31 protein-coding genes and 2 tRNA genes are annotated in these 22,822 nt (G+C 66.2%); 27 read left to right on the top strand and 6 right to left on the bottom strand.

All coding sequences use genetic code 11. The annotated features are described in order from the left end of the window. The first annotated feature begins 15 nt into the window (after window positions 1–15). Window positions 16–88 (top strand) — tRNA-Asn (locus BCUN_RS08590). A 167-nt stretch (window positions 89–255) separates the two neighbouring features. Here BCUN_RS08590 and BCUN_RS08595 read toward each other — a convergent pair. Further along, window positions 256–1,185, bottom strand: coding sequence for a transposase-like zinc-binding domain-containing protein (locus tag BCUN_RS08595; RefSeq protein WP_033518256.1), 930 nt, complete (start codon window positions 1,183–1,185; stop codon window positions 256–258). Window positions 1,186–1,813: 628 nt separating this feature from the next. Between BCUN_RS08595 and BCUN_RS08600 the strand changes: the two genes are divergently transcribed. Further along, a tRNA-Asn gene (locus tag BCUN_RS08600) sits at window positions 1,814–1,886 on the top strand. Here BCUN_RS08600 and BCUN_RS11950 read toward each other — a convergent pair. After that, a complete protein-coding gene (locus BCUN_RS11950; protein ID WP_081895643.1) occupies window positions 1,848–2,216 on the bottom strand; it encodes a helix-turn-helix domain-containing protein in 369 nt (122 codons plus the stop codon). The two genes, BCUN_RS08600 and BCUN_RS11950, sit on opposite strands and share 39 nt — an antisense overlap. A 116-nt stretch (window positions 2,217–2,332) precedes the next feature. Here BCUN_RS11950 and BCUN_RS08605 point away from each other — a divergent pair, with 116 nt between their 5' ends. Continuing rightward, window positions 2,333–2,563: a helix-turn-helix domain-containing protein gene (locus BCUN_RS08605; protein ID WP_238552360.1), complete on the top strand. Its 231-nt coding sequence runs from the start codon at window positions 2,333–2,335 to the stop codon at window positions 2,561–2,563. Between the two features lie 88 nt (window positions 2,564–2,651). Here the strand turns inward: BCUN_RS08605 and BCUN_RS08610 are convergent, their stop codons facing one another. Beyond that, window positions 2,652–2,852, bottom strand: coding sequence for a hypothetical protein (locus BCUN_RS08610; RefSeq protein WP_033518259.1), 201 nt, complete (start codon window positions 2,850–2,852; stop codon window positions 2,652–2,654). A gap of 603 nt (window positions 2,853–3,455) precedes the next feature. On the opposite strand from BCUN_RS08610, the gene BCUN_RS08615 reads away from it, so the two are divergent. The 3 genes from BCUN_RS08615 (at window position 3,456) to BCUN_RS08620 (ending at window position 4,345) form a co-directional block, all read left to right on the top strand. Next, a complete protein-coding gene (locus tag BCUN_RS08615) occupies window positions 3,456–3,767 on the top strand; it encodes a hypothetical protein (protein ID WP_033518261.1) in 312 nt (103 codons plus the stop codon). After that, entirely contained in the window at window positions 3,757–3,885 is a 129-nt protein-coding gene (locus BCUN_RS12915) for a hypothetical protein (protein ID WP_274518383.1), read from the top strand. Before BCUN_RS08615 ends, BCUN_RS12915 begins: the two co-directional genes overlap by 11 nt. A gap of 232 nt (window positions 3,886–4,117) precedes the next feature. Further along, a complete protein-coding gene (locus tag BCUN_RS08620) occupies window positions 4,118–4,345 on the top strand; it encodes a hypothetical protein (RefSeq protein ID WP_152598215.1) in 228 nt (75 codons plus the stop codon). Between the two features lie 8 nt (window positions 4,346–4,353). On the opposite strand, the gene BCUN_RS08625 is transcribed toward BCUN_RS08620, so the two are convergent. Next, a complete protein-coding gene (locus tag BCUN_RS08625) occupies window positions 4,354–5,118 on the bottom strand; it encodes a GNAT family N-acetyltransferase (protein ID WP_051920968.1) in 765 nt (254 codons plus the stop codon). Window positions 5,119–5,153: 35 nt separating this feature from the next. Here BCUN_RS08625 and BCUN_RS08630 point away from each other — a divergent pair, with 35 nt between their 5' ends. The 11 genes from BCUN_RS08630 (at window position 5,154) to BCUN_RS08680 (ending at window position 11,521) form a co-directional block, all read left to right on the top strand. Next, the gene (locus BCUN_RS08630) at window positions 5,154–5,342 is read left to right on the top strand and encodes a hypothetical protein (RefSeq protein WP_033518265.1); all 189 of its coding nucleotides are present in this window, start codon (window positions 5,154–5,156) and stop codon (window positions 5,340–5,342) included. Then, window positions 5,339–6,619 carry a helix-turn-helix domain-containing protein gene (locus BCUN_RS08635; protein WP_034258595.1) on the top strand — a complete coding sequence of 427 codons (1,281 nt, stop codon included), beginning with the start codon at window positions 5,339–5,341 and terminating at the stop codon, window positions 6,617–6,619. Before BCUN_RS08630 ends, BCUN_RS08635 begins: the two co-directional genes overlap by 4 nt. After that, window positions 6,616–6,906, top strand: coding sequence for a hypothetical protein (locus tag BCUN_RS12580; RefSeq protein ID WP_033518771.1), 291 nt, complete (start codon window positions 6,616–6,618; stop codon window positions 6,904–6,906). Before BCUN_RS08635 ends, BCUN_RS12580 begins: the two co-directional genes overlap by 4 nt. Further along, complete coding sequence (locus BCUN_RS11565) at window positions 6,903–7,892, top strand: WhiB family transcriptional regulator (protein WP_051920969.1); 990 nt, start codon at window positions 6,903–6,905, stop codon at window positions 7,890–7,892. The genes BCUN_RS12580 and BCUN_RS11565 overlap by 4 nt, the downstream gene beginning before the upstream one ends. A 25-nt stretch (window positions 7,893–7,917) precedes the next feature. Then, window positions 7,918–8,325 carry a hypothetical protein gene (locus BCUN_RS08650; protein WP_034258597.1) on the top strand — a complete coding sequence of 136 codons (408 nt, stop codon included), beginning with the start codon at window positions 7,918–7,920 and terminating at the stop codon, window positions 8,323–8,325. After that, window positions 8,322–8,777, top strand: coding sequence for a hypothetical protein (locus tag BCUN_RS11570; RefSeq protein WP_051920970.1), 456 nt, complete (start codon window positions 8,322–8,324; stop codon window positions 8,775–8,777). Before BCUN_RS08650 ends, BCUN_RS11570 begins: the two co-directional genes overlap by 4 nt. 57 nt (window positions 8,778–8,834) lie before the next feature. Next, on the top strand, window positions 8,835–9,386 hold the full coding sequence (locus BCUN_RS11575) for a hypothetical protein (protein WP_051920971.1): 552 nt from the start codon (window positions 8,835–8,837) through the stop codon (window positions 9,384–9,386). Window positions 9,387–9,398: 12 nt separating this feature from the next. Then, a complete protein-coding gene (locus tag BCUN_RS08665; protein WP_033518307.1) occupies window positions 9,399–9,713 on the top strand; it encodes a hypothetical protein in 315 nt (104 codons plus the stop codon). After that, the gene (locus BCUN_RS11580; protein WP_051920972.1) at window positions 9,710–10,240 is read left to right on the top strand and encodes a hypothetical protein; all 531 of its coding nucleotides are present in this window, start codon (window positions 9,710–9,712) and stop codon (window positions 10,238–10,240) included. Before BCUN_RS08665 ends, BCUN_RS11580 begins: the two co-directional genes overlap by 4 nt. 193 nt (window positions 10,241–10,433) lie before the next feature. After that, window positions 10,434–11,108, top strand: a complete 675-nt coding sequence (locus tag BCUN_RS08675; RefSeq protein ID WP_033518309.1) for a hypothetical protein — start codon at window positions 10,434–10,436, stop codon at window positions 11,106–11,108. Window positions 11,109–11,266: 158 nt separating this feature from the next. Continuing rightward, window positions 11,267–11,521, top strand: coding sequence for a hypothetical protein (locus tag BCUN_RS08680; RefSeq protein WP_033518312.1), 255 nt, complete (start codon window positions 11,267–11,269; stop codon window positions 11,519–11,521). Window positions 11,522–11,576: 55 nt separating this feature from the next. On the opposite strand, the gene BCUN_RS08685 is transcribed toward BCUN_RS08680, so the two are convergent. Next, window positions 11,577–12,242, bottom strand: coding sequence for a hypothetical protein (locus tag BCUN_RS08685; protein ID WP_033518313.1), 666 nt, complete (start codon window positions 12,240–12,242; stop codon window positions 11,577–11,579). Next, a complete protein-coding gene (locus tag BCUN_RS08690) occupies window positions 12,239–12,910 on the bottom strand; it encodes a hypothetical protein (RefSeq protein WP_033518314.1) in 672 nt (223 codons plus the stop codon). The genes BCUN_RS08685 and BCUN_RS08690 overlap by 4 nt, the downstream gene beginning before the upstream one ends. Before the next feature lie 238 nt (window positions 12,911–13,148). Between BCUN_RS08690 and BCUN_RS08695 the strand changes: the two genes are divergently transcribed. The 10 genes from BCUN_RS08695 to BCUN_RS08740 form a co-directional block, all read left to right on the top strand. Next, complete coding sequence (locus BCUN_RS08695) at window positions 13,149–13,739, top strand: ParA family protein (RefSeq protein WP_033518315.1); 591 nt, start codon at window positions 13,149–13,151, stop codon at window positions 13,737–13,739. Then, window positions 13,736–13,990 carry a hypothetical protein gene (locus BCUN_RS08700; RefSeq protein ID WP_033518316.1) on the top strand — a complete coding sequence of 85 codons (255 nt, stop codon included), beginning with the start codon at window positions 13,736–13,738 and terminating at the stop codon, window positions 13,988–13,990. Before BCUN_RS08695 ends, BCUN_RS08700 begins: the two co-directional genes overlap by 4 nt. A gap of 261 nt (window positions 13,991–14,251) precedes the next feature. After that, complete coding sequence (locus BCUN_RS08705) at window positions 14,252–15,031, top strand: hypothetical protein (protein ID WP_034258600.1); 780 nt, start codon at window positions 14,252–14,254, stop codon at window positions 15,029–15,031. Beyond that, window positions 14,955–15,242, top strand: a complete 288-nt coding sequence (locus BCUN_RS08710) for a hypothetical protein (RefSeq protein ID WP_034258602.1) — start codon at window positions 14,955–14,957, stop codon at window positions 15,240–15,242. Before BCUN_RS08705 ends, BCUN_RS08710 begins: the two co-directional genes overlap by 77 nt. A gap of 60 nt (window positions 15,243–15,302) precedes the next feature. Then, a complete protein-coding gene (locus tag BCUN_RS11585) occupies window positions 15,303–15,725 on the top strand; it encodes a hypothetical protein (RefSeq protein WP_051920973.1) in 423 nt (140 codons plus the stop codon). Window positions 15,726–15,843: 118 nt separating this feature from the next. Further along, a complete protein-coding gene (locus BCUN_RS08720; RefSeq protein WP_033518143.1) occupies window positions 15,844–16,116 on the top strand; it encodes a helix-turn-helix domain-containing protein in 273 nt (90 codons plus the stop codon). After that, on the top strand, window positions 16,103–17,122 hold the full coding sequence (locus tag BCUN_RS08725; protein ID WP_051920974.1) for a coiled-coil domain-containing protein: 1,020 nt from the start codon (window positions 16,103–16,105) through the stop codon (window positions 17,120–17,122). The genes BCUN_RS08720 and BCUN_RS08725 overlap by 14 nt, the downstream gene beginning before the upstream one ends. Before the next feature lie 174 nt (window positions 17,123–17,296). Then, window positions 17,297–21,457: an LPXTG cell wall anchor domain-containing protein gene (locus tag BCUN_RS08730; RefSeq protein WP_051920975.1), complete on the top strand. Its 4,161-nt coding sequence runs from the start codon at window positions 17,297–17,299 to the stop codon at window positions 21,455–21,457. Between the two features lie 296 nt (window positions 21,458–21,753). Then, entirely contained in the window at window positions 21,754–22,437 is a 684-nt protein-coding gene (locus BCUN_RS08735) for a hypothetical protein (RefSeq protein ID WP_034258604.1), read from the top strand. Continuing rightward, window positions 22,434–22,822 (top strand): hypothetical protein (locus BCUN_RS08740; RefSeq protein WP_034258605.1); only part of this gene is annotated, 389 nt, incomplete at its 3' end. The genes BCUN_RS08735 and BCUN_RS08740, both read left to right, overlap by 4 nt.

Genomic DNA, 22,822 nt, shown 5'->3' on the forward strand with positions numbered 1-22,822 from the left:
AGCCAGTGACAGCATTCCTGCGTAGCTCAGTTGGCAGAGCATCCGACTGTTAATCGGACGGTCGCTGGTTCAAGCCCAGCCGCAGGAGCGAATCGGGGTCCCCACGGCGTGTCGCCGTGGGGATTTTTGTTACGTTCTCGTCTATGTCGAATTGACGCATGAGGCCCATCGTACGGCCTGCCGTAGCCACGTCATGCACGGTCCCTTGTGGGTTAAGTAAACGAATGTGTGTCTATCGGCCGGGCGTCGTGTCGTTTACCGGACCCATCCTTTCCTGATGCCGAAGCCGTCTTCGTAGGCATCGATGTTGTCCGGGTTCGCCCCGGGCATCTGGATGCCGGTGCCCAGCCGGTCGTCGGTGGCGGGTCGCGGTTCCGGCGCCGTGCCGTCCCCCGCGGCGGGATGGCCGGCGAGCACGCGGTACGGGTCGGGATTCCTGGAATGCAGGTAGAGGTACCATTCGGCGGCCCGGCGCATGTGGTCCTGTGACAGGCCGCGGTGCAGGTCGAGCAGGCGTTTGAGGCCCGCGTTGATGCCACCCTCGATCATGTTGGCCGTCGCGCCGATCGTCCCGGGCACCGTGGCTTGCGGGTCGAGGAACGCGAAGAGCATCGCGTCGCCGGTCAGGTGCTCGAGCCGGAAGCAGGCGCGCCGTACCCGCAGGTGGGTCCACCACCAGGTGTGTCCCTCGAGGGCCCTGGGATGGGTCGGGTCGTCGGTCGCCCAGCTGCGTTCGAGCAGGAAGTCCCGGTGGCGTTCGTGCCAGTCGTGCAGGTCCACCGCCCATTGGGCCGCGTCCTTGATGCCCCGGATGCCACCCAGGCGCAGGCAGGGTTCGCGCAGTTCCCGTCCGGGCACGGTGCGCGGGTGCGCGGTCAGGTCGCGCCGTCCATCACGCTGCACGTGCACCAGGCAGCGTTGGATGCGTGCCTTGGGCCAGCGGATCCGGATCGCGCCGATCGCGCCCGCCGCCCCGTCGCAGCACACCGCGTCCGCGCGGCGTACGTGGCCCGGCAGCGCCTGGTATGCCTGCGTGTTCCCGCTTGCGGCCCATTGCCATGACAGCACGCGGCCCTGCACGTCGCAGCGCCATCGCTGCCGGCCGGCACTGGTATGCCCGTTCTTGCGCATGGGTCGTTCGCAGATGGGGCACTTGGCGGCCCGTGATGATTTTCGCCTGTTCATGCAACAAGCAAAACCGCAAATGTCAAATCACACGCCCGATTAACTCCCCAACCATTAATGACATCCCGACACGCTACTGATACCAACAGCTCACCAGCACATTGAGACACACATTTGTTTACTTAACCCAGACATGCAAGGCCCCACGGCGTGGAACCTGAGCCTCGGACAGCCGGGAAGGCAGTCGTCCACGGAATGCGGGGCCGTATCGGGAAACTGCCGTTGCCTGCGGCCTGTTGCCTTCCTGCTGGGATCCGCGATGCGGGGATGCGAATCATGCCCTTGGTGGATTTATGTAGGTTGTGTGAGGGAATGCCCCGGAATCTCGCACAATGCTTCATTGTTGCGTACCATCGTTCTTGTTGGCCTGGACCGTGTCGACCTTCCCGCATGGAGGGAGACGAGTCAAGGACGACGATCGTACACCTTGCAAGGTTGCGGTTGGCGTGCGTCCATCGCCGATGCAGTTAAGGCGATGGGTGAGCGTGCGCTTCGGTCCGCTGGGGACAACGAGGGAGAGACAAGTCGGCGTGCCGCATCGGGGGGATGCGACACGCCGACTTGCTTTTTATGTATGGTCCGCGTATATTGACTTCTCGTTGTGCTGGAGCAGTTCAGCCTGCAGCATTCCTGCGTAGCTCAGTTGGCAGAGCATCCGACTGTTAATCGGACGGTCGCTGGTTCAAGCCCAGCCGCAGGAGCTCACCATCATTGCCCACGGCGTGTCGCCGTGGGTTTTTTGTTAATTCTGTGTTAACGCCCAGCTGCTGCATCAAATTCGGATCAAGCAACTTCTCGGGAGAAGTGTTTAGACAGGCAGCTGCTCTAACGAGATCTGCGATAGACCATGCAATCCGTCCATTCAGTTTATTGGTCAAAGTAGGCTGCCGTAGGCCCATTCCTTCCGCGAGGGTTTTCTGGGTGAGTCCCTGTGCGGTAAGTTGCATTCGGATGTTCCATGCAATGACCGCTTCAGTGAGGTCAACCTCGTTCTGCACGAGATCGCTACGTTCTAGTGTGACAGTGCTCATTTCCTTCGCCTCTCAATAATTTCTGATGTGTTCGTACTAATTCTCACACACGATTTGCATTTCGTCAAAAGAAACCATATGATATTCGTTAGACGAAAGAAAGGACTGTTCAGAGAATGCCTACAAAGATGTCTCAGTGGATGCACACACAGTTGCTGACCTATCGTTCTCTTGCGGAGCATATGGAACAGTCACCTTCCAACGTTTGGAAAAAGGTTAACGGGAAGATGGCTTGGAGCGCAGAGGATTTACGCCTTCTTCATGATGAGTTTGGTTTGTCTGCCGATTTTGTGCTTGGTCTCGATGGTGAGGCTGAGTGTGCGGACGTGGAGTTGGAGGTGGCGTGATGACTGGCGTTGACGAGTGTGCGGGTGCCGTGGCAGATGTGGCCCGCACGTGTGCGCGGACCACATCTGCCACGTCCGCTGACATGATTTACTTACGATCGGTTTCGATGGTCCAGGCTTGGAGCCGTGCCGGATTGAGGGTGATGCGTTCGCCCTTGACGCCGGTGACGTCTACCGTCTCACCGTTCCGGGCGCGCAGTGCGAGCTCGTCGTGCAGTGCTTGTGGATCGGTGTCGTCGGCGAGGGGCCTCTTGCGTTGTGGTTCCCATGTGATGAGTTCAATGCTCATGGTTGTATCCTTCCCCGCCACGTTCGTGGCGAGTAATCGGGGGGTCTGGATCATTGACCCGGTTGCTGGTTGTGGTGGGGTCGCGGTGCCGGTCGTATCCCTGCCGGTTCCGTGCGTCTTCTCCTGCCCGACGACTTGCACTCGTCGGGCAGGAAGAGACGCATTTCCTGCCACCTTTGTCACGCTATGCGGTCTTGGCGCATGTCACGGCCCACGCATGCGGCGGGGTGTGTCCGGATGTGGTCTACTTGCGGTTGGTTTCGATGGTTCAGGCTTAGAGCCGTGCCGGGTTGAGGGTGAGTTTCTCACCCTTGGCGCCAGTGGCGAATTCCTTTCCCGCCATGTTCATGGCGAGCATTCGGGGGACTCTGCTAGTCAAGTCCCGATTGTTTTCGTTGCGGCGGGAGGTGGCATCGGTTGTAATTCCTTGCCGATGCTATTGCGTCCTTCCCGCGTCCGGCGACTGGTACTCGTCGGGCGTGGGTGGGGGCGTGTTTCCTGCCACGGTCGCATGGTATGCGCGTTTCGTGTGGTCCGCGGGCCGCATGGTGCGTGTGGTCGTGTGCGCGGTGGCTTTGTATTGGTTTGTTGAAAGGTTGGATCATGTCCAATGAGAATCGTTTCGAGATCCCGTTGTATGCGGGGTATTCGTATCGGATCGTCCAGGATGGCTACAACGCGGACCCGCAGTGGGTGTTCGTGGTGCCCGAACCTCGCGGATACGGCAGAGACGTGGAGTATTACCGTCATGCCAAGGAGCGTGTGGACGCGGTGCTCGACGAGTTGATCGCGTCGAGCGAGCGGATCGAGGGCGAGCGTAAGCACAAGCGGGCGGCGCAGTGCCGTCGGGAGCTGGAGCGGATCGGCGGCGAACTCACGGAAGCGCCGGCCGTTGGGGGTTCCGATGGTGTCTGAGATCGTCGGGCGTGTCCGTGCGGCTTTCGGACGGATTGCGGATCTGGCGGTGTGGTGGTTCGCGGTGGCGGTCCTGGCGGTGGCGTCGTTGCTGGGCGTCGAGGATCTGGACCGGTGAGGCCCGATGGGAATGAAAAAGGACCGCCGGGTTCATGTGGGTATGGTCTTCGGCGGTCCGAGAAGGAGAGAGGATTCCCGGAACGGTTCGGTACGCGCGTGGATGCGCCGCCCGGCTCGTTCCCGGCTCTTCCCGTCGTTTCAGCGTATCGGGTTGGGTCGTGGATGTCAATGCGGTGTCTTCCGAGAGCGTAGACGGGCCGCGACGGAGACGAATGGAGAGAGGAGGACTTATGTCCAGGAAATCAAGGAGACGCCGGGCGGTGGAGGCGGCGAAGGCGCAGCACCCGTCGTCCGGGGGTGGCGCGGATGCGCGGGTGAACGAGGATCTGCTCTTCCCGCCATCGGACGCGACGCCCGGTTCGCGGGGTCGCGAGGCCCGTTCGAAGGCACGGTTCGATATGACGGCGATCATGCGCAAGCCGGTCATCGACCCGTTCGCACGGAAGGAGACGTGCTGATGCGTGGTTCAGGTCCCGATATGGGCTATCCATGTGATGTCGTCCGGGCCCCGAGGCGGGTCTTCGGTCGCGCCGTATTGTCCGAGATGGACGGTGAGCCCGTGCGTCTGGCCGATTACGCCGATCGACCATTGGCTGTGCCCGGCTGTCTGGTCACGGGGGCCGAGGTCGATCAGGCAGCCGGTTCCCGTGGCGTCGTCGTGGATCTGTATCACGGGGACGACGTCCGTTGGCAGGATGTGGTGGCCGGTTTTCTGGTTGAGTCCCAGCGCCTCGTGGGCCGTGATGACGGACAGCATGAGGCAAGCGTGGTGTTGTGCCGCCCAGGCGTCGCAGAAGCGCTTGATCTTGAGTCCGACGCCTTCACGCCGGTGTTCCGGTGCGACGGCGATGCCTTGGGTGACGGCTACCGCGCGCAGGGTCATCTGTGCGGCGTGCTGGACGCCGTTCGCCATGAAAGCGTCGGCTGTCTGTTCGTCTGGCATGACGAACGCGCCTGCTATGAGGCCGTCTTGTCCCCACGCGCCTATCAGCGTAGGCCGGAACGCGTCGTCGTCGTGGGCGAGGGGCTGTGGCAGGCAGTCGTCCCAGCCATGCTCGATCTGTTCGGACAGCAATGCCCAGACTTCGTCTGCCTCCATCTGCGTTTCGACGGGCCGGATGTCGATGGCGGCGGCTGGATGTGCCGTGAGTACGGGCCCGCCCGCGTCCGTCGTTGGCTGGTGTCCGGCGCGCCGTGCGCGCAGGAGGTTCTTGATTCGTTCGAACGTCATATCGCCGATTCTACCGGCGGGAAGGGGAAGCGCTGATGCGTGTTGTCGATGATGGTGCGCCGCGTCGGTATGCGCGGTGGCAGGTGCGTCTGATCGTGTCGTCGCCGCCGGACGGCAGCCAGGATTTCTATGTGTCGGTGATGGTGGGCATGCCGTTGCCGATGGTCGCGGTGGAGCGCGCGCGTCTGATGGGCGCGGCGCATGAGCGGGGGAGTCTGAGATGACGGCGGGTACTGCGGAGCGGGTGTATCGTCTGCGTGACGGGCGAGTCACGCCGGCGATGGGCGCGGTGCTGACGTATCTGGCGTTCAGGGCGTATTACGAGGACGGCCGGTGCGCGTGGCCCTCGGTGGATACGATCGCGGCGTCGACGTTCCTGTCGAAGCGCACGGTGACCCGCGCGCTCGGCGCGCTGATCGATCTGGGGTACGTGCGCCAGAACCCGAACCAGGCATGGAACCAGATGGATCCCGAGACGGGCGAGTGGAAGCGCAAGGGGTACAGGACGGTCGTCTATGACGTGCTCACCGAGCGTTTCGAGCGTGTGGAGGACGTGTCCGCCGAGCGTGTCCGTGACGAGCGTGAGGCCGTCACGGGTCAGGGGCGTCAGAATGTCACCCCTGACGAAACCGTTGGAAACACGCCGTTTGTTCAGGGGTGTCAGAATGTCACCCCTGAACCGGATGCGTCGGGCAGGGGTGACATTGTGACCGGGCAGGGGTGTCACAATGTCACCCAACCAACTAATAACCAACAATTACCCCCTACCCCTACGGGGTATCCCCCCGCAAGCGGGGAGAGCCCCGAAACGGAGCGGGAGGGGGACGGGCCGGATGCGGACGCGTGTCCGGACGCCGAGGCGCGCCGGGTGTGCGACCATCTGGCCGAGGCGCGTCGGGCCGTGTCGCTGACCTGTCCCGAGGCCACGGGCCGTGACCTGCGTGCGGTGGCCCGTCTGCTGGGCCGCCTGCGCGCCGAGGGCGTGGCCGATCCGGCGGCGCGGGCGTGCGCCGCGGTCGACTGGGCGATGGGAGGCGACGGCATGTCCGGCGGCGAGTACTGGCGGCGCCGGCTTCGTTCGGGACGCCGGCTCGCCGACGGGTTCGACGAGCTCGTCGACGACATGACGCTGGCGAGGGGCCGGTCCGGTGCGCGCACGCCGTCGCCCGGCGCGACGTGCGCCGCCGGGCACCGCGAGGATTGCCCGCATGTACGCGGCGTCGGCGAGGCGGCCGAGTTCACGCAACGCTATCCGTCGTTCGCGGTGCGCCATGCGCACGACCGCCGTCTGGTCTCCCTGGCCGACGACGGCCTGTCGCAGACGGAGCTGCGCGCGGTGCTGCGCGGCCTGCTGTGCGAGGACGCGCAGGCGCAGCGGGTGCAGGCCGAGCAGGCGGCCCGGGAGAAGGCGCGCGTCCAGCAAGAGATCGCGGCCGAACGCGCCCGCCGTGGCGGATCGATGTTCATTGGCGCCCGCGAACGTCGGGGAGGTGCGGCATGAACGCGCTCATGCACGTATGGCTGCGGCTGACCCTGCCGGCGCTGTCGGCCGAACTGCGCTACGGACAGCGCATCCTCGCAAGGCTGGACGGGCCGTGCGATCCCGGCGAGGCCGGGGTGCTGCGCCTCATGGCGCGCGGCGCGTACGAGACGATCGACCGGCTGCTGGCGGACGTGACGGCCGGCTACCCAAGCGCCGGCCCGTTGGGCAGGCGCGCGATCATCGCCGTGGAGGCGTACACGTCGCGCGTCCTGCGCCGGCTGCGCGAGCAAGGCGGCGCGTCGTGAAGGGCGTGTGCTCGGGGCTGCATCCGCGCATCCAGGACTACATGTGGGGCCCCGACCGGCTCAACGACCCCGCCCGGCAGCGGGCGTTGACGGCCGCCGCGCAGGTGCTGTGCGACATGTGCCCCATCCGCTCGGCCTGTCTGGCGGACGCGATCGGCGCGGACGACCAATACGGCGTGTTCGGCGGCCTGACGGTCAAAGGCCGTCGCACGCTCGCCCGGTTCGCCCAGACCGAGGGCGTCGTGCCCGACGGCAGCGAGCTGTCGCGCAGCAGGTTCGTCGCGTGGCTCGACATGCATCCCGAGGCGATCGACCAGGCCCGCATCGTGCAGACCGAACGCCGTCGCGGCGAACGCGGCGACCGGCGCAGCCGCGCGGTCGAGGCGTTGGGCGGCAGGGCGCGCACAGTCGCGTTCCTGTCCGCGCTCTCGGGGGCGGGCAAGACCATCAGCGTGGTGTGCACCGCGTGGGCGTTGGCGTCGGACGGCGCCCCCGTGCGCGTGGTCGACATGGCCCCCGACGGGCATCTGTGCGCGTGGGCGCGCACGGCGGAACGGTCGGGGCGCACGTTGCCGTTCGACGTGGTCGACGCGGCGGCCTTCGAGGAGTCCGGCGCCGGCCACGACGGGGGCTGGACGCTGCTGGACGCGCCGCACGGCGCCTCCCGGGGCACACGTCGCGCCCTGGAATGCGCGAGCCTGGCGATCCTGGTGTCGCGCACGGACGAGGAATCGCTCAAAGCGACCTGGCAGATGAGCCACCACCTCGCCGTGGCGTCGTCCGTGCTCATCGCCGACGCCGCGGACCGTCGCGAGGGCGACCGTGCGCAGGCATGGCTCGACGAACACCGCCTCGCGCACACCGTGGCGGCCATCGGCCACGACGACGGGCTCGCCGCCCTGCCCGAACCGGGGGAGCGGCCGCCGGCCGGCACCGGCTACGGCACCCTGGCGAACGAGCTCAGGGACGTATTCAGAACACACTAGGCATCCAAGGAAAGAGAGAGAAAACATGGATATCAACACGCCGGTGCTGGACCGTTCCAGACTCGACCGGATCGACCGCGAGGAGCGTCCTCGCGTCCCGCTGCGCCTGCCGCTGCCGCTGCACCACGCCCTGTCCGAGCATGCGTACGCCGCGGGGACATCGCTCAACTCGCTCATCGTCTCCGTGATCCGCTCCAGGCTCGACCAGGCCGCGGGCGCCACGGCCGGCGTCGGGCCGCGCCGGCAGGCGGCGCCCTGCGCCACCGTGCGCATCGGCGTGCGCATGCCCGCCGCACTGTGCGCGCGGCTGACGGAACACGCCCGCCGCCAACGGTCCAGCGTCAACGCGCTCGTGACCGACTGGCTGCGCGACGACCAGCCGGCGCTCGGCACGCCGGACGCGCACGCGTCGAAAGGAGTTGATCGGCGGTGATCGTCCGTGAGGGTTCCGAGGTGTGGCTGTATGTGATCCTGTGGCTGATGATGATCGCCGCGGCGGCGAGCTGCCTCGGCATGATCGTCTCATTGGTCGGCTGGTTCGTCGGACGGCGCCGGCGCGGGAATGCCGATGATGCGCCATGGCGGCAAAGCGACCTGTATGTGGACGGGGATGATTGGGAGCTGTGGGATGTGCAATGGCGGCGAACAGGCGGCCGGATCGAGGTGGAGTACGGTGTCGCCAACTGGTTGCCGGGACAGCATGAGTACCGCAACGATTTCATCCGCGTGTTCCAGCGCGGCATCGGACTGACGGAAAAGGGAGGCCGCGTGTCGCGTGTCCTGCTCAAGGGCGCCGAGATTCGGTTCATGCAGACCTTCCTAATGCGGGATGGTTCGACGCCCGTCATACAGGCTGATTCGTCGTACACGGAAACTCACCGGTGAGATACTCACGCCCGACGTATCCTGCAACGCCGGTGAGGCATCGAAAGGAGAGGAAAGATGACTGAAAAGATATTCGACATGTTTGTGGCCGCAGAACCCTTCCTGCTGTGCATACTGCTGCTGGTCGGGCTTGCCGCCGCTGCCGGGCTCGTGGGTCTCATGGTGTATGCCCTCGCTTACACGCTGCGGGCGGGGCTGCGGGAGCTCCGGCGGCGGAAAGCCCCCTGGCGTCAGGATGGCTTGTACGCGGAGATGGATGATTGCGATCTGGGGGATGTGCGGTGGCGGCGCGGGAATGCCGATGATGCGCCATGGCGGCAAAGCGACCTGTATGTGGACGGGGATGATTGGGAGCTGTGGGCTGTGCAATGGCGGCGAACAGGCGGGCGGATCGAGGTGGAGTACGGCGTCGCCAACTGGTTGCCGGGACAGCATGGGTACCGCAACGATTTCATCCGCGTGTTCCAGCGCGGCGTCGGACTGGAGGAGGAGGGCGACCGCGTGTCGCGTGTCCTGCTCAAAGGCGCCGAGGTCCGGTTCTCGCAGACCTTTCTCGCACGAGACGATTCGACGCCCGTCATCCAGGTTGATCCGTCATACATGGAATAAGGAGGGTGAATCGTGTCCTTGAGCATTATCGCGGCGGCGGCTTGGTTCGTCTTGTGCTCAGCGATCGCGCTGACTGAGGCCGATCTGGCTGTTCACATGCATGACACGGGACATCCAGGCATGTACCGGTTGCACATGCTTGCCGCCCTCGTACAGGCCGGTCTGGCGGCCGTGAATCTCATCATCGCCCTCAGCGGAGGATACGCGCAATCGACATCGACATGGCTCTATTGGGGTCTCGATGCAACCCTGTGGATGCTGTTATTACTGGCGCGGAAAGTTGAGGACGGGCCGGCTTGCGACCCGGAGCAAGGAAAGGAATCATGATGGAGGAGCACATTACGAATACGGATCCGGCGGCGCGCATCGTCGCCATGGCGATGGATGCGGGCAAGGGCGGTGAGGCGTACTTGTTCGATCTGCGGCAGAACGGCGAGGAGTTCACGCTGGGCCTGTCTACGGTGCTCGCGTGCCTGCGGTTCGCGGAGCTTGCAGGTGCGGTGCCGCGCGTCAGCGCCGCATGGTGGGAGCGTGCCGCGTCGATCGTGTGTGATGGGGGTGTGTTTCGCAAGCGGCTGCGTTCGGAGCGGCCCGTAGGCACGGATCCGGGGACGCTGCCCGAGGCGCAATTGCGTGAGCCCGGTATCTTCGACCATGACAGTGATCCGATGCATGATTGTATGGAGCAGTATGAGTTCCACATGAGCCGGCGTGCGCATGGTTTCGACATGGGCTTGTCCCTGGTGCTCACATGCCTGTCGTTCGCGGGGGCCCAGGGCGCGTTGCCCCAGCTTGCGCCCAATTGGTGGGTTGATGTATGTTGCAGGTATCCCGCAGAGACGGTGGGGTGCTGAGGAACCGTGTGTTCCAGTGCGGCCTCGGCCTAATGTAGCCGATCTCATGCATGACGTGGACCGTCCTGGCATGTACCGAATGTGGATGGCTGCAGGCGATTCGGGCTGTGACCCGGGGCGGGAAAGGGGTGGTGTGCCCTAGTGTCATAGGGCAATGGCGAATTGCTGTAGTCGCTTAGAGAAAGGCAACCTCATGTCAAATGGGAAAAACAAGGTTGAACGCATCGATGCATGGTTGGTACGTCACAAGCTGAAGGATCCGTTCCTTCCGATGGGCCAGTATATTAGTTATTTGGTGATAATTGCATGTTTGTTTTGTACGTTCATTGGGCTGCTGATGCATGCATATGCACTCATTTCGCATTCGGATTCCGTCGAAGGCAAGGCCGTCTCGACGGTGTCTATTGCATTTGCCATAGCGGTTTTCTTCATGATACGTCAAGTGAAATGTGATTCCTATAATCTGATGATGAGATTCGTGACGGCGGGTGCCGCGGTGTGGTATTGTGTGACATCCGGCATTGTTCTGGTGTACGTGTCTTTGGCTTCCCCTGAAGGAAGGGACCGGCAATCTCTTGGTCTCATTGCGGTCTACTGTTTCGTGCAAGGATGCTTCGCCGCCTGGATGTTCGCGAAGCTGTGGAGGGCAAAGGGCAACGAAAGCGTTCAGCGATACACTGGGAAGTGGAAATTCTATCAGTACTTGATGCTGTTCTTCGGCGCGGTCAGTTATTTGGCGGATATCTGTTTTCATGTTGCGTTGCCGAAGGCGTTGGTTGAATCATTCGTGGCGCTAATGTGCCTCACGCAGGCGCAAGACCTCTATTCCATGGGTGCGATACCCCGAAGCGCAGCCGAGGATCGTTGAGGGGGTGCAGGGGCTTGGGCCGCATGCTTTCGACATCGCTCCCAGCCGTCCGGCGCCGACGCGGCCCGGGTGCCGCATCCCTTATTGCTCCAGCGTCGAACCGGTGATATAATTAGTTATATAGTTATATAACTATGTGTCTTTTGGAGGTGGTCGCCATGCGGTTCGGTGACATCGTTTCGTTCGCGCTGTATGCAATCGTGGGGTTCGTGGTGTTCTCCGTCGTGGCCGTCGTCCTCGCCGATCCCGTCGGGTCCTTGCTCAAGGTCGGCCGGTGGGCGTGCTATGCGGGGATCGGATGGTTCATATTCCAGGGCAATTGGTTCCTGGTCGTGTTGTGCGGCGTGGGCGCCGTCGCCCTGTATGTGCTCAAGCTGTTCAACGACGACCGGCGGGGCGTGGGCGGCGAGTGACGCCCGCCGCCCATGTACGGCGGTGCGCGTCAGTCGTGCCGGAGCCGTGGGGCTTTCAGCGGTTCATGCCGTGTGCGTCCTCGCCTGGTATGGCGTTCCAGGGCGCCGTCATGTCGAATCGCGGTTCGTCATGTACGTCGTTGGGGTCCGTGTCGTTGATCGAGTCCACATCGGCGCCCAGCTGGATGACCTGGCCGTCGAGCATGCGTATGAGCGGCGCGTAGTCGGGCACGGGATCGCCCCGGATGATCGTCGTGCCGTCCGGCCGGGGTGCGGCGGGGGTGTCCGCGTGTTCGAGCAGGCGCCGGCCGGCGGCGTGGAAATACGCCTCGTCGTCCCGGTCGCGTTCGTCGGTCGTGTCGGGCCGCCAGTGCAGCAGCTCCTCGGCGACGATGTCCTCGAGCTCTTCGGGGTCGGTGTCCTCCACGTCGATCCAGACGAGGCATTGCGAGCCGTGCGGCGCATCGGCGGCGAAGCACACCTCCTCGCCCCACCGCCGCATCTCGATGGGCGCGGCGGAGCCTTCATGCAGGTCGAGCCGTTCGCGTTCGAGGATCGCGGACGCCCTGCGGGAAAGCTCGACCGCCTTCGCCGAGGCCTGGGTCTCGTCGAGCCCGACCGGCTCGTAGCCGTGCGTCCGCCAGTACGCCTGCCATGCGGCCGGGTCGTGCGCGCGCCCAGCGCCTATCGGGTCGGCCGGCGTGCGTTCCCCGGCGCTCATCGGACGGCTCCGTGGACGTCGGGCGCGGCCGTCGGGACGGCGGGCATGTCCGGCATGGCGGCCGGCGCCGCGTCCCGCATGTCGCCGGGGTCGTCGAACGCGGCGGTCCAGTCTCGCTCGCCGCCGAGGTACACGTCGCCGAGGTAGCCGGTCTGGTCCCAGGTGCTCATCGTCGCCCCGTGTTCGTCGCGCCATTCGTGGCGGCGGTATTCGCGGATCTCGTACACATCGCCGGCGGCCCAGTCGTTGAGCAGGTCGAAGTCGTCCTGTGCGGTGCCGTATCCGGGCGCCGCGGCGACGACGAGCCGGGCGTCGTCGATCCAGAACTCGCCCGCGTCCCATCCCCGTTTGCGGTAGTCGTCCATGATGCGGCGCGCGGCCTCGTCGTCGAACGCCTGTTCGCTGGTGAGCTTCGTGTAGTCGACGCCGGGGGTGAGCCCGTCGAACAGGGCGTCGCGGATGGCGGCCCCGTGCCCGGCCGCCACCGCGTAGGGGCCTTCGCCGCCGCGCGCGTTGATCTGGACCTCGGCGCACACGTCGTCCTTGTCCAGCAATGGGTTGGGTACGGGCTCCTTCATGTGGTCTAGCGTGATGACGCGGTCGTATGACGGCTGTTCGATGTCGTATACGCCGCTGAACGCCTTGAGCGTCTCCTCGTCGATCGCCATGGCGTCTCCTTTCGTCGGTCCTTGTGCGTCCCGGCCATTGTCGCATCCGTCGGCGCGGGGCGAGGGCCACCCCGCGGCACGCCGGACTTGCTAGTTAACTATATATCTATATAATTAACTATATCGGGTTCGACCCGGTGCCGCGCCGACGGACATATAGTTAGTTATATAGTTATATAGGTGCGTGTATGATGCTGTTCCGTATCCATGCGGCGTGCGCCGCGGAAGGGAGGCGACGATGATCGTCTCGGTGATCAATCTCAAGGGCGGGGTCGGCAAGACGACCACCGCGATGGCGTTGGCGACGCAGGCGGCGCGCGAGGGCGTGCCGACGGTGGTGCTGGACGCGGATTCGCAGTCCAGCGCGAGCCTGTGGCAGTACAACGCCGCGCAGGGAGGCTCGCCGCTGGGCTTCGAGGTGCGCAGCGCCAACATGGCCGACCTGCTGCGGCTGCGCGACGAGGGCCGCGACGGCCTGGTCGTCGTGGACACGCCCCCGACGGGCAACGTCACGGACATGGCCAAGGACATGGCCGACTTCGTCGTCGTGCCGACCGGCACGTCGGGCCTCGACCTGCAGCAGACGGGCGCCGTCGTCGACGTGCTCGAGGCGGCGGGCCGGCCCTACGCGGTGCTCATGGTGCGCGTCGAGGCGAACACGCTCGCCGCCCGCGCCGCGCGCGAGTACCTCGCCTCGCGGCAGGCGAGCGTGTTCGAGGCCGAGATCCCCAAGCGCAGCGACCTGTCCAACGCGTACGGGCAGCGCTTCGCGAGCAACCTGCACGGATACGAGGACGTGTGGCATGAACTCAAGGAGGCAATGCGATGATCAAACCCGTCAGGAACCTGGCCCGCCCGCAGGGGCCGGCCGCGGCCCCCAGGCTCATGGACATCCAGGACACCGAGCGCAAGGGCGACGCCGGCGCGCCGGGCGAGCCGGAGGCGAGCGTGCTCATGGGGGTCAAGGTCCCCGTCTCGCTCAAGGCCGAGCTCAAGGTCGCGGCCGTCCGCTCGGGGCGCACGATGGCGTCCATCGTCGTGGACGCCATCCGGCGCGAGCTGGCCTCCATGGGCGAATAGCGCGCCGGGGGAGCGGGGCCGGGCGTCCGACGGGCGCCTGGCCCTTTGCGTCCCGCGGCGCCGACGGGGAGCGCCCGTGGACCATCCGACTATATATATAGATAATTAGTTATATAACTAGTTTGTTGCTTGCCATCCGTCCGGGGCGGGGTGGTCCGCGCCCCGGACGCGTCGCGCCGACAATGGACGCACGTTGTCCATCGGTTCGGCGGGAGGAGGCATCATGCGGCAGGCACGGGCGGGGCGAGGGGACGGCGCCCCATGAACGAGGCCGGACGGTTCGAGCTGATGCGCGCCCTGCTGCGGGACGCGTGCGAATGCATCGCGTTCTACACGCTGCCCGGCGATCCCTCGCGCGCGATGCGCAACTGCATCGCGGCGGGCGACGGGGACCTGCGCCGCGACGCGCGCGTCGCCGTCGCCGTCACGCTGCGCCGGCTGCGCGCGCAACGGCCGGATCTGGACGCGGGCGGGTTCGGCGCGCTGGCGTCGGCTGTGCTCGGCGCCGAACCCGTGCCCGCCGCGGGGCTCCCCGCCGGCGCGCTGGAGGTCGGGGGAGGGTGGATGCTGCCCGCCGTCCCGCGGGACATCTCGCGCTTCGCGCCCGGCGCGCCGCCCGTGGCGGCCGGTGAGGCCGTGCGCGGCCTCGATCTGCGCGCCTGGCCGCGCCGCTCGCTGCTGGCCGCCGACTGGGCGGGGTGCGACCTGACGTCATGCGACCTGCGCGGCACCGGCCTGGGCCCGGCGGACCTGCGCCCCACGGGTCCCGACGCCCGGGAGCCGACCTTCTTCGACGCATGGTTCGGCGAGGAGGGCGTCCTCGAGACGCGCTACGCGCGCTTCGCGGACGGCACCGGGGACGCGACCGTGATGCGCGCCGGCGCGGCCGACGGTCTCCCCCGCGCGCCTGCACGCCTTCGGCACGCCCGGGCGGGACCGCGCGGGATGGACGGGAAGGGACGATATGGCGGCCGACCTGTACGAGTGGGGCGCCGCCAGGCGCATGGCGGGCTCGCCGATCGACGACGCCGGCCTCGGTGACGTCATCGACACGCTCGCTGCGTTCACGGACCTCGACGGCCGCGCGCACGCCGTATGGGCCCACACCGACATCCCCGCGAACCTCGACACCCTCGACCCCGCCTGGCTCGCCGAGGCCGAACGGGCCGCCGTGCGCCGTCCGTTCGCGCCTGCGGCGACGGACCAGTCCCTGTACGCGCCGTGGGCCCACGACGGCGGGTACGCCCGATGAACACCAACCATTATATAAATAACTATATAGATATATAACTATCTGGCGAGGAGGAGCATCATGGCACATGACGGGACACAGGAGGCCGTGCACGAGGGACGGCCCGTCGGCGCGGCGTTCGTGGAGCGCGCGCACAGGATCGCGGACGGCCTGAACGGACGCTCCATGGGCTGGACGGAACTGCCGGTCGGCGGCTGCTTCCGGATCAACGACATGGGCGACTACGTCACCGCGGAGTCCTGGGACGAGGTATGGGAGGGCCACCGGCTCGAGGAGCAGGCCTGGATGCTGTGCGACAACGGCCAGTACTCCGCCGCCGACGTCGAGGCCATGACCCCCGAGGGCATCCGCTCCGCATACGAGGACTCCGACTTCCAACCCGACTACGCGTTCTACACGGAACGCTACGACTGGGACGTGGAAGCCGACCGGGCCGACGCGGCCGCCTGCGCGGCGCCGGCGCCCTCCGCCCCGGCGCGCTGACGCGACGTGGCGCCTTGGCACCATGGTGTCAAGGCGCCACGTCGTCATATCCGTGCGCGTACGCCGCGCGGAAAACGACAACGTTAGACGTCGTCTAATTCCGGGGTATGATGGGAGCATGACCGGAACCGAACGGAAGCGGGACAACCCGATCGCCCTGTGGCGTCGCGGCCGGGGGCTCACGCAGAAACGCCTGGCGGCGATGATGGGCATCACCGCCGCGACGCTCAGCGTCAAGGAACGCGGCGAATGCGAATGGGTGCGCCGCGACTTCGAGTTCTTCCACCGGCATGGCGTGAGCGCCGACTACGTGCTCGGTTTCACGCCGGACATCGACGGGCGCACGCCGCCCGAGACAAGCGAAGGAGAGAACGACCATGAACGCGGATAGCGCAACGGACCGCAGGAAGCGGACGAGAAGGACCGCCGCCGTCATCGGATCGGCGCTGCTGGTCGCCGTCCTGGCCGCCGGCGGCGCGGTCGCCGTATACCAGCATTCCGCGTCCGCGCAGCTGGCGGAGGCGAAGGAGGCGTGCGCGCAGGCGAGCGAGACGCTGCGGGTGGCACGCAACAAGTACGACGCGCTGCACGACCAGGACGCGGCCGAGGCCGTGAAGATCACCGACAAGCAGGTCACAGACGGCGATACCGTCACCACGCTCGCCGACACCTACAAGGAGGAGGCGCCGGCCCTGGCCGCATGCAACGTGCAGGGCGTGGACCAACTGCGCGAGGCGAAGGAACGCATCGACGAGAACGCCGCATGGTACGACACGCATACAGCCGACCTGTCGAAGGCCGTGGACGCGGTCAACGCCTCGTATGACGCCAAGACGTTGAAGGACGCCAGGGACGCCCTGTCCAAGCAGCTGACGGCCGCGCAGGAGAAGGTCAAGAGCACGGACGGCAAGGTTAAGGACGACAAGACCCGCAAGGATCTCAAGGCCATGATCGACAAGGCCGCCAAAACCAAGGACGGCGAAGACGTCAAGGCGATGAACTCGCAGGCCAAGCAGCTCAAGGACCTCATGGGCAAGGTGGACGCCTCCGTCAAAGCCAAGACCGACGCGGACAAGAAGGCGGCCGAGGAGAAGGCCCGCCAGGAAGCCGAAGCCGCTGCCGCAGCGCAGGCGCAGGCGAACGCGCAGGCGCAGCAGCAGTACGTCGCGCCGCAGCAGTCGTACACGCCGACCTACACCGCACCCCAGCAGACGTACACGGCGCCCGCTACGCCCCAGTACACGGCGCCGGCCGCGCCGCAGCAGAGCGCCCCGCAGACCACGACACCCAGCAAACCCAGCACCGGAAGCGGCGGAATGATCTTCAATCACAGTAACAATCAAGGGCCGTTGTCCCCGGATTCTACTGATGACGGGTTCAATCATAATGGCTTCTGATCTCTGATCTTTTTCGAGGGCGGTCGTCGACGTGCGTCGGCGGCCGCCTTTGTCGTGTGCGCGCGTGGTCCGCGGCGCCGTCGGATGCATGGTGTGATGGCACATGGTGGCGAGATGCGCCATCGCTGGCGTCCGGCGCGACGGATGCCGGGACAGTGGAAAGAGAGATTCCCTATGAGGAACAATCTGAAGAAGGGGCTGTGGCGCAGATCGGCCGCAGCCCTGCTGTCCGCCACGACCATGCTGGGCATGATCGCTCCGGCGGCGTTTGCGGACGGCGGATCTGGATCTGGATCAGGCACGGGCGGCGATCAGGCGCCCGCCATGTTCTGGCAATACCGAGACAACGCGAATGGCTCGTTCGGCCCCGCTAGTAGCTTCGCCAGCGTGCAGGCCGCGTTCAATGCGGCTGGCGTGACGGTGACGGGCGCGGGTGTCACGCGCGCGCAGGCATCGCTAGACGCGGCGCGCGCCGAGTGCGAGAGCAATTTCGCCGCGCACCATCCGGGCCAGGGCGCGGCGGATTGCCGTGTCGTGGGTGTAGGCGCGGTCTATGTGGCCGCCTCTCACAAGGACGACGGCTCGGGCTGGGCTGCGCAGGATATGTGGCAGCAGCTCTGGGACCAGGACGTGGCACCTAATACATATGAGCATGGTGGCCAGCGATACAAGGTCGACTACCCATTCGAGGATGATCCGTCGATGAGCGTGACGAAATTGATGCAACGGGAGGCTGCCAAGCCACAGCCCGGTGTCATTGTGATCGTGCTCAACAAGTACCAGCCGAAGCCTCCGCTGGACTATGAGTTGACCATTCGCACCGACGTCTCCGCGCCGAAGGATCTCAAGGCCGGCAGCATGGACAAGGTGAGCGACGTAATCCACGCGTCCCAGTCGGGCGGCGAGCCGCAGCAGGTGAACGCGGAAGCGATCATGCATTTCGACGGCAACAAGTACGTGGCCGCGAAGAGCGTGACCAAGACCGTGAAGATCACCACGAATGGCGATACGCGCACCCCCGAGTTCGCCCCCGCCGACTTCGGATTCACCAACGGATGGCCTGCCGGCTCGCACTGGTTCGACGTGAAAATCGCCAAACAAGGCAATATGAAGGCCGCCGTTGACACGGCCGACCGTGAGGCGTCCGAGTCGTTCAGGATCGTCGACGTGCCGCCGCAGCCGCCGGTCAAGGAGATCGAGCAGGGCGTGAGCGCGGACCAGATGGTCAACCACACGATCATTCGCAGTTCGACGGGACGCGGCGGATACGCGATGACCTTCCGTGACGTGATCACCCCGAACGGCATCGACTACACGGTGTCGAACATGCGGGTCGTGGACGAATCCGACAATGGCAAGGACATCTCGGAGCAGTTCACGATTGGCTGGGACAAGGCGGCGAACGCGGTGACGGCGGTGCGCAAGGACACGTCGACGATGATGCCGCTCGAGCATACGTACGCGTTCCATCTGGACGTGACGGTCGCCAAGCCCGACATCAACAAGGTGACCGACAAGGGCACGGTCATCTGGAACGAGACGAGCCAGGACACCGACCAGAAGGAGTTCCCCACCTGGGCGCCGAACCCTGACAAGTCGTGGATCAAGCAGAACGCGGACGGTTCGTGGGCCGCGGTCATCGACCCGGACGAGACGAACGCCACGGGCGCGGACCGCAACCGGTTCATGGACGGCGACAAAGTCGCATCCGTGGTCAATGGCACGGTGAGCGCGAACCTGATCGACGCGCCCACGGCATTCGAGCTGGAGGACGACTGGAAGGACGCGGATTACATCTTCGACGCGGACGATGTGTCGGCGGTGCGCGTGTACATGGCCGACGCGCAGTCCGACCGTGAGTCGAGCGTGTCCGACATCGCCAACAAGGGCACCGACGTCACCGACCAGTTCGACATCACGATCGAGGGCACGAAGGCGATCGCACACATGAAGAACGAGCATCTCGCCGGCCTCCAGGGCCTCAAGAGCCACCGCCAGTATTCGATGGTCGTGCCCGGCACGATCAACTTCGCGAACGGCGGCGGCGCCGAACAGGTGCGCGCCGATTTCGGCAAGGAGCCGGGCGCGGAGGTCGATTTCTGCACGGTGCCGGATTCGGACGCGAAGCTGACCAACGCCGGCGCGGAGACCATCAACGGGCATCGCGTGCCGACGAACGAGCCGTGGATCTGCGGCTGGGTGCCCCCGGTCGTCAAGGACGTCGTGTCCGAATCCTCGCAGGGCGGCGAACAGGAAAGCGTGGACGGCAAGATCGTGTTCCCGGGTCAGAAGGTGGAGTACCAGCTGACCACGCAGCCGAAGCTGCCGGGCGACCTGGCGTACCAGGTGGAGCATGTGGCCGTCACCGACCAGTACGACGAGCACCTGGTGCCGGACAAGCAGACGCTCGAAGTCACCGACCTGTCGACCGGCAAGAGCATCAGCAAGAAGCAGTACGCCACCCAGTGGGATGACGAGGCGCACATGTTCACGCTCACGTTCACGGACGCGTACGTGGCCGCGAACTGGCGCAACGGGCAGAACCCGCGGATCATGATCCGGTTCGAAGGCACCGTGAGCGAGGACGCGCCCGCGGACACCAAGGTCGACAACCAGTGGATGCTGACGTTGAACAACACGCTCACGCCGAGCAACAAGGTGTTCAACATCCCGCCGGACATCACCCCCGACAAGCAGGACACGCAGGCCGACCCGACGATCAGCATCGACGGCAAGACCGCCCTGCTGGGCGACCGCGTCTACTACCGCATCGGCCTGGACCTGGAGCACATCGACCAGAACGACCTGGCGTACCGCGTCCAGCGCGCCGGCATCGTCGACGACTACGACCAGGAGTACCTGGCCGCGGACGAGACGGGCGTCGAGGTCCTCGACGCGGCCGGCAAGGACGTCACCTCGAAGTTCAACATCGAGTTCCGCGACGGCGTGGCCTACGTGTTCGCGCGTACGGTGGACACCGAGATCCCGGCCACGGGCGAGACCCTCAAGGGCGACCCCCAGCCCGAGGACCTCAAGGAATACGCGGACCGCAAGCTGGATCCGCTCAAGGACGCGTACATCGACCAGTCGCTGCTGGGCCAGAAGTACCAGGTGGTGCTGCCGATGACCGTCACCAAGGTCACCGATGGGTATGTGGTGAAGAACCAGGCGACCCAGATCACCAACGACCGCAAGGACACCACGAATGTCGTGTCGAACCCGTTGAAGGAGATCAACCCGAGCAAGGACGTGGTGGTCAACATGGGCGACGAGTCCGCCAACGGCAAGAGCGTCTACCTGGGCTCGACGTTCCTGTACCAGCTCGACAGCTCCGTCCTGCCCGCCGACCGCGCCTACCAGCAGGTGTCGGACTGGAAGATCGTCGACAAGATCGACACGGCGCACGACAAGTACACCGGCCAGTGGGCCGTGTACGCGACGCGCGACCTGAGCGACGGGGACACGAAGCTCGCCTCCAAGGGCGAACGCATCGCCGGCAGCGGCGTGGACTCCGCGAGGTTCGGCGGCGACCTGTTCACGCTGGCACAGGCCGACGACGGCACCATCACCATCACGGCGACCCAACGCTACCTCGACCTCGTGAGCGCGGCGAACGCCGAGGCCGGATGGCGCGCCTACGTCCAGTGCACGCGCATCGCCGTGGGCGACAAGATCGTCAACCGGTTCACCGAGACGCTCAACGGCACCGACCGCCCCTCGAACGAGGTGTGGACCAAGACCCCGGACCAGACCCCGTCGATCGACGTCGAGAAGTACGATCTGGCGTCGGGCGAGGAACTCGGCGACCGCGACGAGACGAAGGACGCGCTCAAGATGGACGGCGCCGACCAGGAGATCGGCATCAAGATCACCAACACCGGCAAGGTCGACCTGGCCAAGCTCACCCTCAAGGACACGCTGCTGGCCGGCTCCGGCGAGCTTAAGGAGATCGAGTACCCCAAGGACTGGGACACGCTCGTGCTCAAGCCCGGCCAGTCCGTCACGCTCAAGGCCATGCTCAAGGGCGTCAAGGCGGGCGACAAGCACACGAACCGCGTGAGCGTCACGGGCACGCCGGTCGTCGAATGCCCGGTCGTGGACGACGACCCGTTCGACGACAAGCCCGGCGTGGCGCAGGAAGGCCCATGCTACGACACCCCGGTGCACGACAGCGATGATTGGAACGGCTACCGCGCCAACCCGCTGGCGTCCACGGGCGCCGCGCTCGGCCTGATCGCCGCCGCCGTGATCTGCGCCGGCGGCCTGGGCGGCGGACTGCTGCTCGTCGTGCGCCGCCGCGGCACGCACGCGTCGCGCCACACGGCACGACGCTGACGCTTGCGCCGCGCTTGGGCGGGTTCTTCTTCCCCCCCYCTCCCGTCCGGCGCGGCGCACCTGAGCGGCGATGGCACGGCCGCGCGGTTCTTCCCCCCTTTTCTCTCGCCGCCGGCCATGCCATCGGCCGCACCGGAAGGCCCCGTCCCGCACGACACGCGGGACGGGGCCTTCCCGTCTTCGCCCGCGGGCAAGCCGCGGGCGTGGTCCGCGCGCAAGCGCATGCCGCGGGATGCTGGAAGACGTCAGGGACACGAACGACGCCTGGGCGATGCCGGGCGGGAAGGAGGACGCTCATGGACGCGCACGCGCAGGCCATGTGGGATCTGATGGAGCACACGATGCGCTCGGAACGGTGGAGGCCGGGCGACGACGGGGACGCGCAGCGCCGCTACCGTGACGCGTGCCGTGCGATGAGCGACGACCATGCGCTCTTCGACGCGGTGATCGCGAAGATCATCGACCCGGGGCTGGACCCGGAACGGTTCACGCTGCTCGCCGAACGCGAACGGCTCGACCAGCGCGGCCAGCTGCAGGCCGCCCAGGTCATGGCCGAACTGGCCGACAAGGTCATGTACAAGGCGGGTTGGAACGTGCAGCGGGCCGTGCGCGCCCACTACCGGCGGGACGTGCCGCGGGCGTTCACCGAGCTCGCCGCGGGCATCCCCGAGAGCGCGGACAGGCTCGGCGCGTACCGGGTCGCCGCGATGGCGTCCTGGCTCGTGAACGACCCCGCGATGGAGTTCAAGGCGCACCTGGACCGCCTGTGGGACGCGATCGGCGAGGACGACATGCGCACGAGCCTGTCGCGCGCGTTCGCGAACGCGCTGGTGCCCGCCTATGCGCGCGGCGACGCGCCCGAACACGCGCGCGACAGGCTCGCGGAGGACGAAACGGCGCGTCTGGACGGGGGGCCGGCGGCGGACGCGGACGCCGCGCTGCGCCGCATGACGCGACCCGGCGCCGCCACAAGACGATGAGCGGCGAGGGAAGCGGCACGGACCCGTGGCGCGTGCCGCCCATGCTCGTGCCGGACCCGTCGCGCACGGCCGTGCACGACGGTGACGCGGACCCCCGCCCGCCCGCTCCCGCCTCCCGCCCGGCACCGGACGACGCGGACGGCGACGGGTCCGGGGACGCGCAGGCGCTGGAACGGGTGTGCGACGAGGAGCCGCATGAACCGCGCCGCCGCATGCGCGGGATCATCACGGTCGCCGTCGTGGCGTGCGCGTTGTGCGCGGCCGCGGCCGGCGGCCTGGTCGCGCACGCGCGGCACCGTGACGCCGACCTGTCGCGCGCGGCCGCCGAGTGCCGCGCCGCACTGGACGGGCAGACGCAAGCGGCGGCCGCGTTGCGCGCCGTCCT

Origin of the sequence: Bifidobacterium cuniculi (genome assembly GCF_000741575.1) — a bacterium.
GTDB classification, from domain to species: Bacteria; Actinomycetota; Actinomycetes; order Actinomycetales; family Bifidobacteriaceae; genus Bifidobacterium; species Bifidobacterium cuniculi.

Bases quoted from the DNA above. Each gene is read 5' to 3' on its own strand.
- BCUN_RS08595 (WP_033518256.1), bottom strand. From the start codon at position 1,185: ATGAACAGGCGAAAATCATCACGGGCCGCCAAGTGCCCCATCTGCGAA.
- BCUN_RS11950 (WP_081895643.1), bottom strand. From the start codon at position 2,216: ATGAGCACTGTCACACTAGAACGTAGCGATCTCGTGCAGAACGAGGTT.
- BCUN_RS08605 (WP_238552360.1), top strand. From the start codon at position 2,333: ATGCCTACAAAGATGTCTCAGTGGATGCACACACAGTTGCTGACCTAT.
- BCUN_RS08610 (WP_033518259.1), bottom strand. From the start codon at position 2,852: ATGAGCATTGAACTCATCACATGGGAACCACAACGCAAGAGGCCCCTC.
- BCUN_RS08615 (WP_033518261.1), top strand. From the start codon at position 3,456: ATGTCCAATGAGAATCGTTTCGAGATCCCGTTGTATGCGGGGTATTCG.
- BCUN_RS12915 (WP_274518383.1), top strand. From the start codon at position 3,757: ATGGTGTCTGAGATCGTCGGGCGTGTCCGTGCGGCTTTCGGACGGATT.
- BCUN_RS08620 (WP_152598215.1), top strand. From the start codon at position 4,118: ATGTCCAGGAAATCAAGGAGACGCCGGGCGGTGGAGGCGGCGAAGGCG.
- BCUN_RS08625 (WP_051920968.1), bottom strand. From the start codon at position 5,118: ATGACGTTCGAACGAATCAAGAACCTCCTGCGCGCACGGCGCGCCGGA.
- BCUN_RS08630 (WP_033518265.1), top strand. From the start codon at position 5,154: ATGCGTGTTGTCGATGATGGTGCGCCGCGTCGGTATGCGCGGTGGCAG.
- BCUN_RS08635 (WP_034258595.1), top strand. From the start codon at position 5,339: ATGACGGCGGGTACTGCGGAGCGGGTGTATCGTCTGCGTGACGGGCGA.
- BCUN_RS12580 (WP_033518771.1), top strand. From the start codon at position 6,616: ATGAACGCGCTCATGCACGTATGGCTGCGGCTGACCCTGCCGGCGCTG.
- BCUN_RS08650 (WP_034258597.1), top strand. From the start codon at position 7,918: ATGGATATCAACACGCCGGTGCTGGACCGTTCCAGACTCGACCGGATC.
- BCUN_RS11575 (WP_051920971.1), top strand. From the start codon at position 8,835: ATGACTGAAAAGATATTCGACATGTTTGTGGCCGCAGAACCCTTCCTG.
- BCUN_RS11580 (WP_051920972.1), top strand. From the start codon at position 9,710: ATGATGGAGGAGCACATTACGAATACGGATCCGGCGGCGCGCATCGTC.
- BCUN_RS08675 (WP_033518309.1), top strand. From the start codon at position 10,434: ATGTCAAATGGGAAAAACAAGGTTGAACGCATCGATGCATGGTTGGTA.
- BCUN_RS08680 (WP_033518312.1), top strand. From the start codon at position 11,267: ATGCGGTTCGGTGACATCGTTTCGTTCGCGCTGTATGCAATCGTGGGG.
- BCUN_RS08685 (WP_033518313.1), bottom strand. From the start codon at position 12,242: ATGAGCGCCGGGGAACGCACGCCGGCCGACCCGATAGGCGCTGGGCGC.
- BCUN_RS08690 (WP_033518314.1), bottom strand. From the start codon at position 12,910: ATGGCGATCGACGAGGAGACGCTCAAGGCGTTCAGCGGCGTATACGAC.
- BCUN_RS08695 (WP_033518315.1), top strand. From the start codon at position 13,149: ATGATCGTCTCGGTGATCAATCTCAAGGGCGGGGTCGGCAAGACGACC.
- BCUN_RS08700 (WP_033518316.1), top strand. From the start codon at position 13,736: ATGATCAAACCCGTCAGGAACCTGGCCCGCCCGCAGGGGCCGGCCGCG.
- BCUN_RS08705 (WP_034258600.1), top strand. From the start codon at position 14,252: ATGAACGAGGCCGGACGGTTCGAGCTGATGCGCGCCCTGCTGCGGGAC.
- BCUN_RS08710 (WP_034258602.1), top strand. From the start codon at position 14,955: ATGGCGGCCGACCTGTACGAGTGGGGCGCCGCCAGGCGCATGGCGGGC.
- BCUN_RS11585 (WP_051920973.1), top strand. From the start codon at position 15,303: ATGGCACATGACGGGACACAGGAGGCCGTGCACGAGGGACGGCCCGTC.
- BCUN_RS08720 (WP_033518143.1), top strand. From the start codon at position 15,844: ATGACCGGAACCGAACGGAAGCGGGACAACCCGATCGCCCTGTGGCGT.
- BCUN_RS08725 (WP_051920974.1), top strand. From the start codon at position 16,103: ATGAACGCGGATAGCGCAACGGACCGCAGGAAGCGGACGAGAAGGACC.
- BCUN_RS08730 (WP_051920975.1), top strand. From the start codon at position 17,297: ATGAGGAACAATCTGAAGAAGGGGCTGTGGCGCAGATCGGCCGCAGCC.
- BCUN_RS08735 (WP_034258604.1), top strand. From the start codon at position 21,754: ATGGACGCGCACGCGCAGGCCATGTGGGATCTGATGGAGCACACGATG.